This is a genomic window from Mesorhizobium sp. M0018 (genome assembly GCF_040323955.1).
In the GTDB taxonomy this organism is placed as follows: domain Bacteria; phylum Pseudomonadota; class Alphaproteobacteria; order Rhizobiales; family Rhizobiaceae; genus Mesorhizobium.
The window spans coordinates 1-18,655 of record NZ_JAMYVL010000039.1 but is presented as its reverse complement, the minus strand read 5'-3'; the positions used below and the strand labels follow the sequence as shown (position 1 = coordinate 18,655).

Annotated in this window: 11 protein-coding genes and 11 pseudogenes; 14 read left to right on the top strand and 8 right to left on the bottom strand. The window is 59.8% G+C overall.

Going from position 1 to position 18,655, the window contains the following annotated elements; translation table 11 throughout:
- Positions 1–338: 338 nt before the first annotated feature.
- The 3 genes and pseudogenes from NKJ81_RS30695 to NKJ81_RS30685 form a co-directional block, all read right to left on the bottom strand.
- Positions 339–1,075, bottom strand: a pseudogene (locus tag NKJ81_RS30695) (transposase); the annotation flags it as partial.
- Positions 1,038–1,205 (bottom strand): hypothetical protein, encoded by a 168-nt coding sequence (locus tag NKJ81_RS30690; RefSeq protein WP_352542750.1) that lies wholly within the window; start codon positions 1,203–1,205, stop codon positions 1,038–1,040. The gene NKJ81_RS30690 and the pseudogene NKJ81_RS30695, both read right to left, overlap by 38 nt.
- A gap of 175 nt (positions 1,206–1,380) precedes the next feature.
- A pseudogene (locus tag NKJ81_RS30685) lies at positions 1,381–1,521 on the bottom strand (IS5/IS1182 family transposase); the annotation flags it as partial.
- Positions 1,522–1,526: 5 nt separating this feature from the next.
- Between NKJ81_RS30685 and NKJ81_RS30680 the strand changes: the two are divergent.
- The 7 genes and pseudogenes from NKJ81_RS30680 to NKJ81_RS30650 all read left to right on the top strand — a co-directional run.
- Positions 1,527–1,658 (top strand): annotated as a pseudogene (locus NKJ81_RS30680) (IS5/IS1182 family transposase); the annotation flags it as partial.
- Positions 1,659–2,931: 1,273 nt separating this feature from the next.
- Complete coding sequence (locus NKJ81_RS30675) at positions 2,932–4,044, top strand: aromatic ring-hydroxylating oxygenase subunit alpha (RefSeq protein ID WP_352542740.1); 1,113 nt, start codon at positions 2,932–2,934, stop codon at positions 4,042–4,044.
- Positions 4,031–5,485 (top strand): aldehyde dehydrogenase family protein, encoded by a 1,455-nt coding sequence (locus NKJ81_RS30670; RefSeq protein WP_352542739.1) that lies wholly within the window; start codon positions 4,031–4,033, stop codon positions 5,483–5,485. The genes NKJ81_RS30675 and NKJ81_RS30670 overlap by 14 nt, the downstream gene beginning before the upstream one ends.
- Positions 5,486–5,863: 378 nt before the next feature.
- Entirely contained in the window at positions 5,864–6,970 is a 1,107-nt protein-coding gene (locus tag NKJ81_RS30665) for a mandelate racemase/muconate lactonizing enzyme family protein (RefSeq protein ID WP_352542738.1), read from the top strand.
- A gap of 16 nt (positions 6,971–6,986) precedes the next feature.
- Positions 6,987–8,093: an alcohol dehydrogenase family protein gene (locus NKJ81_RS30660; RefSeq protein ID WP_352542748.1), complete on the top strand. Its 1,107-nt coding sequence runs from the start codon at positions 6,987–6,989 to the stop codon at positions 8,091–8,093.
- A gap of 361 nt (positions 8,094–8,454) precedes the next feature.
- Positions 8,455–8,769 carry an IS1096 element passenger TnpR family protein gene (locus NKJ81_RS30655; RefSeq protein ID WP_352542737.1) on the top strand — a complete coding sequence of 105 codons (315 nt, stop codon included), beginning with the start codon at positions 8,455–8,457 and terminating at the stop codon, positions 8,767–8,769.
- Complete coding sequence (locus NKJ81_RS30650; RefSeq protein ID WP_352542749.1) at positions 8,699–8,908, top strand: hypothetical protein; 210 nt, start codon at positions 8,699–8,701, stop codon at positions 8,906–8,908. Before NKJ81_RS30655 ends, NKJ81_RS30650 begins: the two co-directional genes overlap by 71 nt.
- Here the strand turns inward: NKJ81_RS30650 and NKJ81_RS30645 are convergent.
- Positions 8,908–9,119: pseudogene (locus NKJ81_RS30645) on the bottom strand (DDE-type integrase/transposase/recombinase); the annotation flags it as partial. The gene NKJ81_RS30650 and the pseudogene NKJ81_RS30645 overlap by 1 nt on opposite strands.
- A gap of 8 nt (positions 9,120–9,127) precedes the next feature.
- Here NKJ81_RS30645 and NKJ81_RS30640 point away from each other — a divergent pair.
- The 3 genes and pseudogenes from NKJ81_RS30640 to NKJ81_RS30630 form a co-directional block, all read left to right on the top strand.
- Entirely contained in the window at positions 9,128–9,916 is a 789-nt protein-coding gene (locus NKJ81_RS30640) for a recombinase family protein (protein WP_352542736.1), read from the top strand.
- A 422-nt stretch (positions 9,917–10,338) separates the two neighbouring features.
- Positions 10,339–10,950 (top strand): helix-turn-helix domain-containing protein, encoded by a 612-nt coding sequence (locus tag NKJ81_RS30635; RefSeq protein WP_352542747.1) that lies wholly within the window; start codon positions 10,339–10,341, stop codon positions 10,948–10,950.
- A 26-nt stretch (positions 10,951–10,976) separates the two neighbouring features.
- Positions 10,977–11,354: pseudogene (locus NKJ81_RS30630) on the top strand (transposase); the annotation flags it as partial.
- A 234-nt stretch (positions 11,355–11,588) separates the two neighbouring features.
- On the opposite strand, the pseudogene NKJ81_RS30625 reads toward NKJ81_RS30630, so the two are convergent.
- Positions 11,589–11,838: pseudogene (locus NKJ81_RS30625) on the bottom strand (transposase); the annotation flags it as partial.
- Between the two features lie 458 nt (positions 11,839–12,296).
- Between NKJ81_RS30625 and NKJ81_RS30620 the strand changes: the two are divergent.
- Positions 12,297–13,232, top strand: a complete 936-nt coding sequence (locus tag NKJ81_RS30620) for a TauD/TfdA dioxygenase family protein (RefSeq protein ID WP_352542735.1) — start codon at positions 12,297–12,299, stop codon at positions 13,230–13,232.
- Between the two features lie 152 nt (positions 13,233–13,384).
- Here the strand turns inward: NKJ81_RS30620 and NKJ81_RS30615 are convergent.
- Both NKJ81_RS30615 and NKJ81_RS30610 read right to left on the bottom strand, forming a co-directional pair.
- Positions 13,385–13,561: pseudogene (locus tag NKJ81_RS30615) on the bottom strand (ISL3-like element ISAzs13 family transposase); the annotation flags it as partial.
- A 234-nt stretch (positions 13,562–13,795) separates the two neighbouring features.
- Positions 13,796–14,220 (bottom strand): annotated as a pseudogene (locus NKJ81_RS30610) (ISNCY family transposase); the annotation flags it as partial.
- On the opposite strand from NKJ81_RS30610, the pseudogene NKJ81_RS30605 reads away from it, so the two are divergent.
- Positions 14,199–14,697, top strand: a pseudogene (locus NKJ81_RS30605) (ISNCY family transposase); the annotation flags it as partial. The pseudogenes NKJ81_RS30610 and NKJ81_RS30605 sit on opposite strands and share 22 nt — an antisense overlap.
- Positions 14,698–15,442: 745 nt before the next feature.
- Complete coding sequence (gene proB / locus NKJ81_RS30600; RefSeq protein WP_352542734.1) at positions 15,443–16,255, top strand: glutamate 5-kinase; 813 nt, start codon at positions 15,443–15,445, stop codon at positions 16,253–16,255.
- Between the two features lie 113 nt (positions 16,256–16,368).
- Here the strand turns inward: proB and NKJ81_RS30595 are convergent.
- A pseudogene (locus NKJ81_RS30595) lies at positions 16,369–17,290 on the bottom strand (Mu transposase domain-containing protein); the annotation flags it as partial.
- Between the two features lie 114 nt (positions 17,291–17,404).
- On the opposite strand from NKJ81_RS30595, the pseudogene NKJ81_RS30590 reads away from it, so the two are divergent.
- Positions 17,405–18,556, top strand: a pseudogene (locus tag NKJ81_RS30590) (IS5 family transposase); the annotation flags it as partial.
- Positions 18,557–18,655: the final 99 nt, after the last annotated feature.

Below are 18,655 nucleotides of genomic sequence, written 5' to 3'. Positions count from 1 at the left end.
CGCGGCGGGATATCTAGAAGGCTTCTTTGATCGGGTTGGTGAGGTCAAGCTTCTCCTGCTTCTTTTTTCCGGACCATGTCGCCCCGCAAGTCACTCGCTTCTCTTCGCGGTCGGCGCCGGGCCGCCGCATGATGGGGGCAGGAGAGCGAGGCGTCTCAATCTGTTGAGCGACTTGGGATTGTCTGCCCCAGGATCTAGCTGCCCACGAGATCGCCTTGCCCATCGTCCTCACCGGAACGATCCGGATCACCCTTTCGGGCGAACCACGGTGTTTCCTCTTCGTTTGTCCGTTTGTCTATTTCATGCCAATGCCGGGCCGGCTTCCTTACCGAAGCGGACAGAGCGGTGCGGGCGAGTTCGTCGCAGCATCGGCTGACCTTGCCCTGAATGTCCGTCTCACCAGATTGATAGCGTGCCGGGGTCAAGCCCAGATGCGCGCCCAGATCCCTCGACCGGCGAAAGCGGTCCGTCTGATCGATCGTGGCACGGAGGCGAGCGCGGTGATGGCCCCCACACCTGGAACGCTCATCAGTCGCGACAGACTTGCTCCTTGCGGGCGATTGAGGAGCTGCTTTGTCAGTGGCCCGAACTCGCGCAGCATCTTGGCCACGATCGCCAGAAGCGGCTCGACAAGCGCCGTGACGACCGTATCTGCGCGAACCAGTTCGCGCACGCGATCAAGGCTGCACGGCTTGGCGTGCCAAGCTTGATGCCAGCCTCCCGCTGAATCGACCTGACTACGCTCTCGATCCTCCACATTTTGAGGACCGTGCGTCGTGCGACGAGGAGGGACCGCCAGAGCCGATACTGCTGACTCTTCGCCTGTCGGTATCTGCCGGTGCGCATGATCTGCGCCAAAGCGCGGGCCTCATTGCGATCCGTCCTGTTCGGCATCGTCTTTATCGCTGCATTGGCCCGGGGTCTCAATGCAAATGGCCGGCAATTCTTCGGCGCGAATACCATCATAAAGCCAGCCCGCCAGAAAGCAGGCATCGAGCCCGACGCGTTCCAGCGGCAGATCGACTTTCCGCAAGGCCTCATAAAGCGCCTGCGGCTCGCTTGCCGGGCGTAGCTCTGAGAAAGGCCTCGTCGCCGTTGTGATAGGATAAGGTGATCTCAATCGAACCGTCGTCGAGCAGTTGGGCGTGGCCGTCGCCGCTGATTTCGTCCATCTCATCGCCACCGCCCCAGGTGAAGAAGACCATCGATGAGCTGTAGCTGACATCGAGGCCGGCCTGGAGAGGGCCGAAGGATATCTCGCCGTTGTTATCCGTCCCGATGGTGATCGTGGCTGGCCCGTCGAGGTCGAGATGGTCCCGATCCCAAGATCGGCCTCGACGATGCGCCAGCGGCCGATCAGCTGGCAACCTGAGCGGGCAGTCATGTCGGCGCCGCCATGAGCTTCGGCAGCCGCACCAGATTGTAGTCCGCCGCCGCTAAGGTGAAGACCCATCCGACACGATCACGGCCGCGGAACCTGGTCTTGTCCTGCCCGGCGACCGTCTTTATCCAACCGAACGCTCCTGATGAAGAGCGTCAGGCCGAAGGACGGCTCTGACGAGCCGCCGGCTCAGGGCGGTAGGCGCAACGCCGAAACGGATTTCCACGGCCAGAAGCGGTCGAACGACCCACATGCCGCCGATCCCGAAGCCAGGCTCTAACCGCAATCGCAATGGCTATTTGCTAGGCTGCAGGCGTCTCCGGCCTGGCAGTGGAGCTTCTCCGGACGCGCCACGTGCGCGACGCGTTCAAAGGCAATGCCGGTGAAGACGGATCGCAAAGATGTGCGCGGCATCGCACAGCTTGACGACCCGTCGCGGATTCGCTTGTTCCCGGATGGTGGACGCCATTCGGGACGCCGAGAAAGTACCAGTTTGTTGACACCGACGTCACGGGGCGGATCTTCAAGGTCGGCGAACATGGGGTGCCTGTGGTGCTCTACGAGGCGGCCAACGTCTTGCTGACGCGACCGGTGGAGGGCTCGGCCTTGAAGTCTTGGTGCGCTTGCTGTGGCGAAGCGGGCCGGGATGCGAAAGGCCAAGGTTGCATTTGCGCGCAGGCTAGCGGTGGCTGCACCAGATGATGCGCAGCGCAGAGCGCTTTATCCCGACAGGCCGTGCTGCGGCAGTCGTATCTTGAAGACAAGAGGATAAGCATAAGTAGAAATACGGCGGGCATCGACAACGGATCCTGCCGTTAGGACGTCCCTCGCGGGGACGGTGAACCCGGGTAGGCCGCTAAGACGAGAGCAGGTTGATGCGCGTCCCCAAGATTGCCCAGCCGATCCCGATCAGATCCCATCAGGCCGGCGGGCCGACATCAGTGAAATGATCGCTGCAGTCAAAGGTGGGCACGGGCGATAGTGCCCTGGTGTCACGGATGACTAAGGTTTAATTGCTTCAATGTTAAACACGTGTCATCAATAGTTAACTTGAGAAAATATTTCTTTTACATAGCTCGTGTTGTAGAAAAAAGCAGGAACCTATATCGTTGAACAGTAAGCTTACAATCTTAGTCGTGGCGTGACGTTTGCATCGAATGGTCTTCATGCTTGCGTCAAACGTAGTGCAAGCGAAGTGCAAAAGACAGCGCGATGTCGACCTTGGACGCGCGCGGCGGGTTCATCGTCGCATGGACCCGCAAGAGCTATGCAGGGATGGCATCGTTTCAAGATGACGTGTGGCATTTGCAGGAAGAGGGCGTGCATGTCGCGGAGTGCCTATACGATGGACGATAATTGGCGGAGTAGGACGCATTATTGGGTTTTTCGTATGATGCACAAGTCAAGTACAACGGAGAAGAAGTCATGATCGCGCCACCACACGTCTCATCCATGAAAACGACAGCCAAAGCCGGCCACGAGATTGTCAGCAATATCAAGCTATCTTGTCGTCGACACCATGAGCTTGGTACCTGCAGGAGAGAGCTTCAATGATGAACCCCCGCGCCATACCGCCGATCATGCCCGCACGATCTCTGGATGCCCGCTACTACACCGCACCGGAAATCTTCATCAAGGAGCAGGACCGACTACTGGCTCGAACATGGCAATTCGCCGGGCACGTCTCCCTCCTGGAGAAGGCTGGTGATTACTTCACCTCCGAAATCGCTGGCCAGAGCTTATTCTGTATCCGCGATCGCGACGGTGAGGTGCGTACCTTCTACAACGTGTGCCAGCACCGGGCGCATGAGTTGCTGCGCGGAACGGGAAATTCAAAGCTCATCGTTTGCCCCTATCATGCCTGGTCATATGAGATCAGCGGACGACTGCTTAACGGTCCGAATATCAAGGCTGTTCCGCGTCTCGATCGCAATGATATTTGTCTGGAGCCGGTGCGTACCGAGGTTTTCTTGGGCTTTGTTTTCGTAAATTTAGATCCAGATGCGAAACCCATGGATGAATGGTTCTCGAGAGTTCGAGTGGAACTTAGTGAATATGTCCCTCATATCGAACGGGTGAAACCACTGGAATGGATCGAAATTTCCGAACACTGCAACTGGAAAGTCTCTGTCGAGAACTATTCCGAGTGTTATCACTGTCAAATCAATCACGAGACCTTTTCGACCGGCGTGATCAAGCCGGAGACTTACGACATCCAGCCCCAGGGCTATTGCCTCAGGCACACAACCGAATGCCAGAATCTTGAGCGCATGAGCTACCCTATTGATCTCGCCGACAATCCCTGCGCGGGGAAGTATTCATCATGGTTCTTGTGGCCGACGTTCTCCTTCCAGGTCTATCCCGGTAACGTGCTGAACACATATCACTGGCACCCCAAGGGCGTGGACGAGGTCGTGGTGTGGCGCGGGTGGTACACGATTGAGGGAGCCGACTCAGAGGTGATACGCAAGTTGGCGGCCCAAGATCGGGCGACCACCGTAGAGGAAGACATTCAGATCGTGGATTCCGTCCAGCGCGGCCTGAAATGCCGCGGCTATCGGCCGGGCCCGCTCGTCGTCGATCCTGACTGCGGCGTCAATTCCGAGCACTCGATACAAGTCCTCCAGCAGTGGATGCGCGAGGCCCTTGATGCTCAAGATTAAGGCCTATTGGCAGAACTATATTGACGGCACCTGGACCGACGGTGGCGCCGGCAGGATTGTGGTCGACGATCCCTCCACTGGCGAAAAAGTCGCTGAGCAGGCGCTTGCCGATGCTGCCGACGTCGACCATGCACTCGACGCCGCTAAACGGTGTCACGAAACTGGCGTGCTGACTGCAATGCGTCCGGTGGAGCGGGGTCGAATGGTCAGGGCGATGGGTGACTATCTTCTTGCCAATATCGATGTCATCGCGGAAGTGCTGTGTCATGAGGCGGGCAAGCCGCTATGGGAGGCTTGGCTCGAGATCCAGGGTGCGGCACGTTACTTCGAATATTATGGCAACCAGGCTGAAACGCTCGAGGGCCGCTCGATCCCGCTCGGTGCGAGTTATTGCGACTTCACAACCTGCGAACCCTATGGCGTGTCCGCCCAGCTGATTCCGTTTAACTATCCGGTGGAGTTGGCCGCGCGCTCGTTGGCCCCGGCTTTGGCGACCGGCAATGCCTGCGTGGTGAAAACTCCAGAACTCGACCCGCTGTCCAGCGCGTACATCGCTGAGGCGGCCGAATACGCTGGCCTGCCGCGCGGCGCAGTTAACATTTTGTGCGGGCTTGGCCGCGAAGCGGGAGTGGCGCTGGTCGGCAATCGAAGCGTTAACCAGATTGTCTTCACCGGTTCCGTACCAACCGGCATCAGTATCGCGTCGGCAGCAGCCCAAAACGTGGTCCCCTGCGTGCTGGAGCTTGGCGGCAAATCGGCCGCAATCGTCTGGGCTGACGCCAATGTCGACGCGCTCGTGTCGTCAGTGCGCTGGGGGATTTTCTTCAATGCTGGCCAAGTTTGCTCGGCCATGTCCAGACTGATCGTCCATGACGACGTTCACGATGAGGTTGTCGACCGGGTGGTTGAAATGGCCCGCTCGATCTCGGTGGGACCGGGCATCGAACGACCGGACTTTGGCGCGAATATGGGAGCGATGATCTCTGCTGCTCAGCGCGATCATGCCGAAGCAATGTGCCGCGAGGCCGAGCGCCAGGGGGCCCGGGCCGTGGTTGGTGGGCGCAAACTTGACCAGCCAGGTTATTTTCTCGAGCCAACCATATTTGACCATGTTACGCCGGAGATGAGCATCGCCCGAGAGGAGGTCTTCGGACCGGTCCTGTCCATCCTAAGATTCAGCCAGGAGGAAGAGGCGGTGCGCATTGCGAACGGAACCACTTACGGGCTCGTAGGTGGCGTCTTTACCGCTGACGTTACCCGAGCGATGAAAATAGCGGCGCGGCTGCGCGCGGGACAGATTTTCGTCAATGAATGGTTCGCCGGAGGCGTTGAGACGCCCTTCGGCGGCTATGACAAGTCCGGCTATGGGCGGGAAAAGGGCCGCGAGGCTTTGTGGAACTACGTGCAGACCAAGAACATCGCAATCGCACTTCAAACATAGGGGTCCCGTGTGAAGCACGCTCATTCGAGAAGGTCTTGCCGGGCGCTAGGCAAAGTCGGGGACCGAATATGTGGAGAAGAATCGCTGCAGACGGATCAACCGCTTCATCGCCCCCACCGAACCCCCAGAACCATGCCTCGTCGCGTCTTGAAAACGACGGGTGAAGGCCCCGAGACGTGTTCGCTCATGGACCCAGCCAGGATCGGGGCGCCCGGAACGATGCCGAACGGGAAATCCATTGTCGTGGCGCGCTCAACAAAGCGTGTCTGTCGACGAAATTCGCGCCGCGATACACGTTGTCGGAATCCATTGTGGCGCGCCACAGGCGCTTGAATGCTTTCGTGTCGCCAGGAAGGTTTTTGAGGAGCGCGACCTGCTATGAAGATCACCCGGATTTGCGTGTGGCAGCTCGAGCTTCCGCTGACGAAACCTTACTGGCTGTCCGGCGGCCGGCTGAAATTCGAGAAACTCGATAGCACCTTCGTGCGCATCGACACGGGTGCCGGTCTGTCCGGCTGGGGCGAAGGCTGCCCATGGGGCAACACCTACCTGCCTGCGCACGGACCAGGCATCCGGGCTGGCATCGCGACACTGGCGCCGGCGCTGCTCGGGCGCGACCCATGCGCGCTCGGCGCGATCAACCGCACTATGGACACCGCTCTGCCGGGCCACCTCTACGTCAAATCGGCCATCGACATGGCCTGCTGGGACATTCTGGGCAGGTCGAGCGGCATGCCGCTATGGCGCCTGTTTGGTGGCGAAGAAGCCGATCCGGTCGCGGTCAATTCGTCGATCTCGACCGGCTCGAATGAGGAGATGATCGCCCTTATCCGCGAGGCCTATGCGCAGGGCTATCGCACGCATTCGGCAAAGGTCGGTGGCAGCGACCCAGCGCGAGACATTTCCAGGATAGAGGCGATCGAGGCTGCCCTGCAGCCCGACGAGACCGTCACCTATGACGTCAACCGTGCCTGGGTGCCGGCCGTCGCGATCCAAGTCCTGAATAATGTAGGCCTGCGGGGCTGGGTCGAGCAGCCCTGCCAGACCCTGTCGCAGTGCGCGCATGTGGCGGGAAGGGTGAGGCAGCCGATCATGCTCGACGAATGCCTGCATACTTTCGAGGACCATCTGGAAGCCTGGAAGCTAGATGCCTGCGAAGGCGTCAAGGTGAAGCCGAACCGGGGCGGGGGACTGACCAAGGCCAGGCAGATCCGCGATTTCGGCGTGTCCGTAGGATGGCAGATGCATATCGAGGACGTCGGCGGCTCCGCACTGGCCGATACGGCTGCGATTCACCTGGCGTCCTCCACGCCAGCCGAAAACAGGCTCGCGAGCTGGCTTTGCCATCATCATCTCGCCGTCGACCCCGTTGCGGGCCAGGGTGCCAGGAACGTCGACGGCTTCGCCACTCCGCCGAATGGGCCAGGTCTCGGCGTTGAACCCGATCTCGAAGCGCTGGGCGATGCAGTTGCGATATATTCGTGATCCCGAGGAGCAGATAGTGACTCAGCCGACATCGATGCGTGCCGTGCTCCTGATGGGTCATGGCGGTCTCGACAAACTTGAATACCGCGAAGATTGGCCCGTCCCCGAGCCGGCCGCGGGTGAAGTGTTGATCAAGGTCGCAGCATGCGGCCTCAACAACACCGACATCAATACCCGCACCGGCTGGTATTCCAAAGCCGTGCGCGATGGTATCACGCCGTCGAGCGGCAGCACCGCGTTCTCCGACGCGGAGGCCGACACTCGCAGCTGGCGGAGCGTGGCGCTGCAGTTTCCGCGCATCCAGGGCGCCGACGTGGCGGGCCGGATCGTGGCCGTCGGCGACGGCGTTGACACCGGCCGGATCGGCGAAAGGGTGATTGTCGACCCGTGGCTGCTCGGCCCGGGTGACTGGTTTGACGCCAAAAAGGCGGCCTATTTCGGCTCTGAATGCGACGGCGGATTTGCCGACTTCACTACTGTGCCCGCCGACAACGCGATCCGCATCGAGAGCCCGCTGGCCGATGCCGAGCTGGCGACCTTTCCCTGTGCCTACACCACGGCCGAGAACCTGATCTCGCGCGCTTCTCTGAGGCCGGGCGAGACTGTGGTGATCGCAGGCGCCTCGGGCGGAGTGGGATCGGCCGCGATACAGCTTTGCCGGCTACGCGGTGCTCGCGTTGTCGCAGTCGCCTCGCGTTCGAAGGCTGCCCTGCTCGAGGAGCTCGGCGCAGAGACTGTGATCGACCGCGCATCGCCCGATTTGGCCGAAGCAATTCGCGCGGCCACCGGCGGCGGTGTCGATGTCGCACTCGATGTCGTTGGCGGCAACCTTTTTGGACATCTGATCGAGGCCCTGCGTCACGGCGGGCGCTATTCCACGTCGGGCGCGATCGCCGGGCCGGTGGTCGATTTTGACCTGCGCCAGCTGATTTACAAGGACCTGCAACTCACAGGCGCGACGATCGTGCCTCCCGGCACCGCGCCACGGCTGGTCAGCCTGATCGAGCAGGGTCTGCTGAAGCCTATACTCGCCGCTCAGTACCCACTAAGCGAGCTTGCCGCCGCGCAGCAGGCGTTCATGGAAAAGCGGCACGTCGGCAATATCGTGGTCGCTATGTCCTGACGTTTCTCGGCTGAACGGGACGCTGAGGATCACCCCTGCGCCCCTCCCGGTCCGCCACGTCGCGCTCCTTGCGCCGGGGGGGGCGACCATCGCTGATGAGATGACCATTGGAACGGCGAAACTCTCCGACCTCAACCTGCAGGACTGTCTCGCCAACGTGCTATCTAGCATCAATGACCACATCGTCAGCCCGCTCGATGAACTCTTGCCCCGGACTGGAAGTTGCCGGCTGTCCCTCCCGATCAGGCGGCGAGAAGTCGGCCACTGTGGTAGACCAGGACCGATAGTGTTCTCTAATGAGTCAAGGGCGGCCGCTCGGTTGTGAGCGTTCTCGACGCTTTCGGGTGCCTGGGACATCGAGGTGTCGAGTTCGAGCACGCTAGCGGATCTGGCCGAAGCCATCGTAACGGCATTTGGCTTTGACAGGGACCACGCCTACGGCTTCTATTCAAAGCTGACGGGAAAGCTGTTCGACTCGCCCCAGAGGTTCGAACTTTTCGCCGGGAGCGGCTCTCGCAGCATGAAGGGCACGTGCGTCACCACAGCCTTCCAGAAGATGGGCTCGGCAATGACCTTCTTGTACGACTACGAGTGGCGCTTCCGCGTTGAAGATACTGGAACAGGGCAGGCGCAGCCCCGATGCCAATTACCCGAGCATCGTCAGCAAGATCGATAAGGCTCCCCCGCAGTTCCCGGACATCGACGACGAGCGACGACGCACTGTGCCGCATCGAGAGGGCGAGGGGTTGGGTAATTACTCGGCAAGGGTCGGGAACCAGCGGGCGTTCAGCGGCCGTGAAAACGCTTCGATCTAAGCGTTGTCGGTGGGCTTTGCCGGCCTGATGAAGTCGAGCATCACGCCTGTCGCGTAGGCCCATAGGTCGAGGTCGCGGGAGACGAACTCGGAGCCGTGGTCGACACGATCGTCTTCGGATAGCCGATATTCGGACAGACCTTTTCCAGTGCCCTGACCACATCCTCCGCCCGATAGCTGAACCGCGGGTCGAGCACAGGCACATAGCGGGAGGAATGCTGTGTTCGCAATCGAAGTGTCGCGTCTGGCGCGCAACGGATGCGACTGGCACACGCTGATCGAATTTTGCGGTCTGGTTGGCGCGGCGATCGTCGATGAGGATGGCATCTACGAACCCCGCCATCCAAACGATCGGTTATTGCTGGGCATGAAAGGGACGATGAGCGAGCTCAAACTGTCGCTCCTGCGGGCCCGTTCGATGGAAGCCTTGAAGCAGAAAGCACGACGGGGCGAGCTCTTCTTCACGGTCGCCGTCGGCTATGTGAAAGTGGGCTGTGACAAAATCGAAAGGGATCCCGACCTGCGCGTGCGCGAGGCGATTGGGTTGGTCTTCACTCGCTTTGCCGAAATGCAAAGCATCCGTCAGGTGTTCTTATCGCTTCGCAGTGACCAGATAGCGCTGCCGTACATCAACCCTAGGATCTCGGGACAGCAGCAGGTGCTGTGGAAACCTCCGGTCTACACGACGGTGAGCAACCTTCTCACCAATCCTGTTTATGCTGGTGCTTATGCCTTTGGCCGAACCGGAAGTCGGAAGATAATCGAAAATGGCCGCAAGCGAATCGTGCGCGGCCGTCGCAAAGCTCGCTCAGATTGGGCAGTCTTGCTCGTTGATCATCACGAAGGCTATTTGCCCTGGGCAGACTTTGAAAGGAACCAACGGCTGATTACTGACAATGCCAACGGCAAGGGCATGATGGTGCGCGGGCCGGTGCGCAAGGGAGAGGCTTTGCTCGCCGGGCTATTGCGTTGCAGTCATTGCGGCCGCCCGGCTGCTTGTTGCCCATAATGGAGCCAAGGGTGATGTCGGCCGCTATAAGTGTAGCGCGACCCGGAGCAATCCCGACAGTGATCCCTGGATCTCGTTTGGCGCATTACGGGTCGACGAGGCGGTGGGAGCCGAGATCGTACGGTTGCTGCAGCCGCTCGGCGTTGAAGCGGCCATCCAGGCGATCGCGCAGGCGAGCATCAGTCTGGCGAAAAACTGCGCCAGATCGCGTTAGCGCTCGAACAGGCGCGATATGAGGCAACCAAAGCGCGCCGGCAGGTATGACACGGTCGACCCTGAGAATCGTCTGGTTGCTCCCGAACTCGAGCGCCGGTGGAACGGCGCCCTCGTGACCGTACGCGCACTCGAGGAAGAACTGGAGGCCCTGGTCCGACAAGCGGCCGGCCGCTTTGTGCGCCGAGGAGCGCCACCGCCTATTGCAAATGGGGGTCGACCTGGAAGCCGCGTGGCATCATCCGGCGGCCACTGCCGTCACGCGTAAGCGCATCATCCGGGTCGTGTTGCGCGAGGTCGTGGCACACGTCGAGGGTGACCGGATTCATTTGTTGTTGCATTGGCAGGGCGGCGATCATACCCGCCTGACGGTGAGAAAGAACCGGCGGGGTCAAACGCGGTGGTCGGTCGAGCCGGAGACGGTGGAGTTGATCCGCGCCTGCGCGCGCCTGATGCCCGACAAGGCCATTGCCGGACTACTCAACCGGGCAGGAAAGCGGACAGGCCGATCGAATGGATGGTCGCAGTCGTGTGTGCGGGGCTTCCACAACACGCACGGCATCGCGGTCTACAGGGATGGCGAATGGGCCGAGCGCGGCGAAGTCACGTTGACTGAAGCCGCCAGGATGCTCAATCTGAGCTCCGCGACGGTCCTTCGCCAGATTGCCGCCGGCATCATTCCTGCCGAGCAATATTGCAAAGGCGCACCATGGGTCATCAAACGACGGGATATCGAAGATTCGCGTCTGATCGAGCGCGTCAGGCACTCAAGGCGTCCGTCATCACCAAGTTCGGAGCAAAAGACCCTTGACTTTCAATAACGTAGCCAGATGGCCATTATGACGCGGGACCAAGGCCACTTGTAGCTACGGCAATCCTTGCATCCGCCGGAGATGGGCGGCAGTTCCGCACTGCCCGCGATATGGCCGCATGGCTGGGGCTCGTTCCACGCCAGCACATCACCGGTGGGAAGTCCATGCTTCTGGGCATCAGCCGACGCGGCAACCACTATCTACGGCGTCTGCTGATACACGGCCCCCGATCATGCGTCTTGCACCTGGATCGAAGCCGCGACCGGCATGGCGCCTGGATCGACGGGTTGGAGAAGCGCATGCATATCAACAAGGTCACCGTTGCGTTGGCGGCTAAGGTCGCACGAGTCGCGTGGGTGATCCTCAATCGGTCGGGAGCAACCTACGAGCTTCGTGACCCGACGACTGCCTAAGGCTCTCGACCGGCAGACTGCGAGGTTCGAGGAGACTATGACGAGACAGTTGATCGGCGCACTGTAAACGTTCCTGCCGAAGCGTGCTCCAGCACGACCAAGTTATCCAGGAACAGCGCGCGCGTATCTCATCTTAGCCTGGCTGCAACAGCAGCGCACTCGCGAGAGGCCGGATACAGACTGTGCTCGTTATGAGATCCAAAAGCCTTGCACGGACGAAGCGGACCATACATTTCGGCGGATCACGTCCTGCAGCATCTCCTTGTCCAAGAAGAGATCGGCCACCAGCTTCCTCAGCTTGCCGTTCTCGTCCTCAAGCTGCTTCAGCCGCTTCATCTCGGTCGGCAGCAGTCCGTCGTATTCTTCTTCCAGTTGAAGTACGTCGCCTGGCTGATCTGACGACAGCTCTCCGCGACCGGAATCCCGTCCGATCCTGCTTCAGAGTGAACGCCTTCTGCGCGTCCGAGAATTTCGATGCCTTCATCGTCTTCCGCTCCTCCCAGCCAAGGGATGTTACCGGAAGACTTCACTTTCGAACGATCCAGTTTTCAGGGATCTGAGCAATGACGCTATGGGATCTTCCGCGGAGGAGGCGTAGATGATTTGCACGATCGTTCTGCTCGGCCTCACATATTGGCAAGTCAAACCCCAGCGGTCCGATATGCCGCCGTCGAAACGTTGCGCCGCCGGCGTTACACAGCCAAGCAGATCGCCGCTCACTTGCGCTCGTACGGGGAGAATCCAGCACTCTCGTAGCGTCTCGAGCTGCGCTTGTCGCATTGGCGACAATACGTCAGGGGCTTCGGAGGCGCGAGCATGAGTTCCTTCCGCAAATCAACGGCTTGACGCTCGGTTTTCGCGATAGGCACGCCGCTTGCTGGGGATTGGGCGCCAGCGAGCTTAAATGCCCGCGAAAGAACCGCGAACTTGGAGAATTCCACCATGAGTGAAACGGCTTTGATGATCGATAGTGTCATTCCGCATACTGCTGTTGTCAAATGCGCGGCGCGAATTGGTGCTGAAATCAGGAATATCAAGCTGTCGGGCGATTTGCCGGACCAGACCATCGCCGCGATCAAAGGCCTGCTGCTTGAACACAAAGTCATCTTCTTTCGTGACCAGGGTCATCTTGACGACGCCGAGCACGAACGCTTTGCTATTCGTTTCGGGAAGCCTATGCTGTCTCCGACGTTAGATCCTGCGAAGGGAACGATGTCGATCCTCGACATTGATAGCGCGCGAGGCTTCCGGACTGATGCTTGGCACATCGATTTCGCCTACCTAGATGCTTATCCCAAGATTTTGGTGCTGCGAGGCGCTGTGATCCCAGCAGTCGGCGGCGACACAGTGTGGTCAAACACCGCGGCAGCATATCTCGACTTGCCGGCACCGCTGCAAAGGCTTGCCGACGACCTCTGGGCGGTTCACAGCAACGCGTACGACTTCGCCGTGTTTGCCCGCCCCACCGAAGCCGAAAAAAAGGTTTACGATGAGGCCCTTAGTAGAGCGAGTTTCGAGACCGAGCATCCCGTTGTACGTGTCCACCCCGAAACCGGCGAGCGAACGTTGGTGCTTGGTCTTTATGTGAAAGGATTTGTTGACCTGCCGAAATATGACGGCCAGAAGCTATTCGATTTATTCGAGTCTCATATCACCGCGCCGGAAAATACTGTGCGCTGGAACTGGAAGCAAGGCGATGTCGCTATCTGGGACAACCGCGCCACGATGCATTATGCGGTTAGGGATTATGGCGACCAACCTCGCGTCGTCCGTCGCGTGGCCATCGATGGCGAGGTACCCGTCGGCGTTGACGGCGGGCGCAGTGTAGTGCGTATCAAGATCATCGAGCAGCCGCCCGCGGCGTCATCCACGAGCTGAGCCCGTTGAAAACAAAGCCGGCCAAAACAAAGGGGCCGCATTGAGCGGCCTGAAATCAAGTTTTGGCGCGCCGCATCGACAAGAGAAGATTTCTTCCACATGTTTGGTGCAGGGGCGACGCTCCCTTGGTTGCCCGTCTGTTTCTACAGTCGTTAGGCCGCCAGCAGCCTGTTTCTCAGCAGCGGATACCCCGAGCGCCCATACATCTGTCGCTTGATGGTCTTGAGCCGGTTGATCTGTCCCTCGACGGGACTGGTGCTCCAGGGCTGGGTGATTGCGGCGCGAACAGCCGCAATATCACGGGCGATGTCTGCTGCAAGGGAAGCCAGTTCGCTGCCCGGGTCGCCCTCGATCCATTGCTCGAGGCCGGCATCATCGTCGCCGCGCAACGGTGCAGCGAACGTCGAGCCAGGACTGCAAAGCAGCGTCATTTGAGAGATTGTCGATTGTATCCAATTTGAATCAGCAAATGGATGAGAGTCATGGCAAACTGGAACGGTGTGTTCCCGCAGTGACGACGAAACTAACGAGGGATGGCAAGGTTGACATTCAGGCGACCAAGGTTTCAGGCGGCCGCGGGTATATTCGATCGTCCGGGACCGCTTCTTCGCCGCGCGGCAGTGATCGTGCCATGGGATGGCGCTGCCCAGTACATCCGCGTGCTGCAACAGCCGCACCATCACCCGCACAGCGTCCCACAACAGGCTGCTGTCGCTCGGCTCGTGGACGAGTGCGGCGGTGACGGTGCTATCCACGCGCACGACCTGGCCGCTTTCCAGCTTCTCTCGCCTGGCGCTTGCCAGCAGTTCTTTGTTGATTTCTTCCCAGGTCGGCGCCCGGATCGCACTGATCGTCTTGTGCAGGACTGATTTCTTTGGGCTCCACCCCCATGGCAGCCGGGCAAAAGCCCGGAACGAAGCGGCATCCTCCAGTAAAAGGCCAGTTCCTGAGAGCTTAGTTGGCGATGCTGCTTGCCCTCGCACCTCAGATGCAGTCCGCTCCCGTCTGCAGGAAATCTACGCCGGACTCGATCCTGTTCTGCTGTTGCGCGATATCCGCGCCATGCAGGAGCGGCTCGCTGCGCTTGCCATACTTCGCCGGCCGCCCTGACGGGGTGGCTCAGCCGATCGACCTGTTCCTGGCGACTTTGCGGACTGCCTGGAAGGACGGTGCTCTCCGGCCGACGGATCGCCCGATTGTGAAAGCCAAAAGAGGCCGACGTCGTCCCGACCCTCTCGTCAAGGCGACTGCGGACTTACGAAATTGGTTCGAAGCGGAACCATGGCGGACCGGCAGCGAACTTCTGTCACGACTGCAGGCCAAGTATCCCGGCGATTACCCGGACAAACTGCTTCGAACGCTTCAGCACCGGCTAAAGGTCTGGCGCAGCGAACAGGCGGACGCGTTGCTGTTTGGCCCCTTGAACAAGGAGCAGCCGATCCTGGAGATCGCAAGGCCACACTGAGGCGCCGTGGCGCTCGCGAAGGAGGCCGGGCGCTGCGAAACCCCGCCCATCTCCGCGCCCGGCCTCCTTCGCCCCAAGCCGGGAGCAAAATGGATGAGGCAACCCTCGAATCTCGGGGAGCATCGTTACGTGAGGCAATACGGCTTCTCTCCCTGATTGTCGCGCTATACACGTCATACCACGAGCCCGCTCGCATAACGGCTGAACAATCGAGCGGAGAACTCTCATCTGCCGTTCCGGCTGGCCACGCAGCACGTATGGTTCGCCGCCGTTCTGCGTGGACATTGCGGCCACTACGGTAGGCCTCACAACTATCCAGCGCTCAACGGGTTCTGCCGGCAAGTGCGTCGGACATGGCTAGGGGTCTGAGACGGAAGTCAGAAAAGCGGCGCGTGGGTTGGTCGGAGTTCGAGACCTAATACTTCCGCCAGCCAACTCCGGCATCATTTGGGCGCAGGCCCAGAGAGTGACAGCCGAATGGCTGAGCTACTCGACCACGATCCCATGCCACGCTGCCGATAATCAAACGCGTGCAATACATACTTCAAAAAATTTACAGAATCTTTGCGACCGGCAATCGCTGACAATGCTAATTTCACCGCAAGTCGGAGGTTAGGCACGGCTGAAAAGCTGATGCCGATTACGATCGGAACACCACGTTGTGGCACTTGTTATTATTTACTTGTTGTTGGATGCCAACAAATGAACGGAGAGGTATGTGTCTTCACTTCTAGTGCAACACTCAATGGCAGCGAGCGCGGTCCAATTGTCTTCGGCTCGCCGGCTGACCGTCAAGATTGGCTCCGCACTGATTGCCGATGCAGATACTGGAGAGATACGCGGTCCTTGGCTTGAAACTCTGATAGAGGATGTCGTCCGATTTTTCGCACGCGGGCAACAGGTGCTCATCGTCACCTCCGGTGCTGTCGCGGTTGGATCATACCACTTCAAGCAGTTGGACAGATCTCTGCGAATTGAGGAGAAGCAAGCGGCCGCCGCGATTGGTCAGGTTCGACTCATGTTTGCTTATGAACAGAGTTTGAAACGCCATAGGTTTGGCATGGCGCAAGTGCTATTGACCGGCGCAGATATAGACGACCAGCATCGCCGCCTCAATGCGCGGTCAGCCCTTCAACAACTTCTCAAAGTTGGCGCTGTGCCTGTTATCAACGAGAACGACACGACCGCAACGGCGGAGATCTGTGTTGGCGACAATGATCGGCTGGCGGCACAGGTCGCGCAGCTGGTAAACGCCGACGTTCTCGTTCTGCTTTCCAACGTAGATGGCCTCTTTACGGAAGATCCACACAAAAACCCGTTGGCCCGTCTGGTCCCGGAGGTGCGATGCATTACCCCTGAGATCGAAGCCATGGCCGGTCATTCCCCCGGTCGCCATGGTGCGGGTGGCATGGTGACAAAGTTGATGGCAGCGAGGATTGCCATGGACGCGGGCTTTGACATGGTAATTGCGAAAGGAAACAAATCTTATCCGCTCGCCGCCATCGAAAAGGGTGGGCCATCAACACGGTTCGTTCCGCTCGCCAAAGACAGCGGCTAAGGCCGCTTCCATGGCTCTGCTCGCCAAGCTGGCGATAGGCGGCAGCCATTCCGGCAAGACCGAGCGTATGCATTTGATCAAGCATTGGATGGGTCAGCGTCTGGTATCCTTTCTCATTGATAGTAGGTTTTGCCGCGGATGTTGCCGTGCGACGGTGCCGGCTTGATGGCCTCACTCATAGGGGGCCCGATTTGAGAATGTTGGCGACGGACGAATAGCTGAGAGCATTTGATGATCAGCGCCCGCTCACACGCCATTTCCAGGCGATCGGATTTGTAGCGTCGCGCCAGGGAAAGGACGCCCTGTGCGGACCGATACCCTTGTTCCGGATGTGGGCGATTACTCAGACGCTCGATAAAGATTGCTGTGTTGCTCCCGACTTTTGCCGCGTCCCTCCTCAATGTGTGAGGCGTCGTGTTGGCATAGCGCTGGTGCGACTTCGGCATATGCTCATTGACGGTGATGTGGCCTGAGCGCTGCGAGCTTCGGATGTGACCGGCAACAAGTTTATGGTCGTGGAAGATATCGACCACCCGATACGTCAGCCTAACATCGACCCGCTTGCCGATTAGGCCGTGCCGCACGGAATAGAAGCTCTTGTCGAACTCGACATGATAGTCGGATGGACTTGGCGACTTTCCATTCCGCATATTCAAACGGTGGTGCCGGCAGTGGTTTGAGTTGCGCGCGCTCGATCTCATCAAACAAGTAGCGACGGGATTTGCCGTAGCGGCGCATGGTTCGGCCGTTCAGGTCTTCGATCAAAGTGCTGATCCGGGCATTGAGATCGGCAAGGCTGAAGAAGCGTTCGTTTCTCAGCCTGGCCAGGACCCACCTCTCCACGATTAAAACCGAGCCTTCGGCGGAGAGTTTATCCCGCGGACGTTTCGGCCGTGCCGGAAGCACTGTTGTGTCGCAATGCTCGGCAAAAGCGGCAAATGTCGCGTTGATCGTCGGCTCGAACCACAGAGCCTTGGCGACGGCCGACCTGAGATTATCGCAGATCGTTCTCTTCGTTACCCCGCCGAAATAGCTGGTTCGCCCTGAAAACTCTTGGACCCCTTGCATTGCAGGGATTCCCATCGGGTTTGAAGTATTGGAGAATGCCGGAAACCTCCTTTGATCCCGTCGTTTTCCGGTGTTTTTGCAATGCTGCCAGCCCGTCCGTCGTCCGGTAAGAATGATTTGTTCCGCGAGCGCCTCGATGCCACCATCGATCCGCGCCATTCGCTGGTCCGGTTGTCGGCATTGATGCCGTGGTCGCGCTTTGACGAAGCGTTTGGCGGGTTTTATCGCCCGGTCGGCAGGCCGGCCAAGCCGACGCGGCTGATGGTCGGTCTGCATTACCTCAAGCACGTCCACGACCTGTCCGACGAAGAAGTGGTGGAGCGCTGGGTGGAAAATCCTTATTGGCAGTTTTTCTGCGGCTTCGAGTTCTTCCAGCACGAGCCGCCGATCGATGCCAGCACGAGGGCGCAAGCGGATCGGGCCCGAGGGGCTGGAGGAAATGCTGAAGGCAAGCGTCGACGTCGCACTCGAGACGGGGACTGCGAAGCCCAGTTCGCTGGAGCGGATCACCGTCGACACGACGGTGCAGCCGAAGGGCGATCGCCCACCCCACCGACAGCCGGCTCTACCTCAAGGCAATCCAGATCCTGGTGCGTCAGGCCAAGCGGTACGGCATCGAGCTCAGGCAGAGCCACACGCGGTTGGCCAAGGCAGCGGCGATGCGGGCGGGTCGCTATGCGCATGCCCGGCAGTTCCGCCGGATGCGTCGCGAACTCAAGCGCCTTCGCACCTATCTCGCCCGGGTGGTCCGCGACGTCGGCCGCAAGATAGCCGGCAATGCCGAACTCGAGGCCAGATTTGCCCGGTCGCTCCGGCTCGTCGAGCGGCTCTTGGCGCAGAAGCCGAAGGACAGGAACAAGATCTACTTCCTGCACGCGCCCGAGGTGGTCTGCATCTCGAAGGGCAAAGCCCGCAACCCTTACGAATTCGGCTGCAAGGTCGGGATCGCGGCAACCAACCGCGAAAGCCTCGTGCTGGCGGCCAAGACGTTCGAGGGCAATCCGTATGATGGCCACACGCTCGCAGCAACGGTCGATCAGGCGGTGGAGATCGGCGGCGTCGATCCGGACCGCATCTACGTCGACAAGGGCTATCGCGGCCACGACTATGCCGGCTCGGGATCGGTGATGATCGCTGGCCGCAAGCGTAGCCTGACGGCCACCATGTGTCGGGAACTGAAACGACGTGTCGGCCATCGAGGCCACCATCGGTCATATGAAGACCGACGGCCGTAAGCGGGTAGCTGATGCCGTTCAGCGATGGTAGTTCCAAGGCATGAGCGCCTCGATAGCGCTGTTTGGCCAGCCATTGGCGATGCGCTCGAGGGTCTGG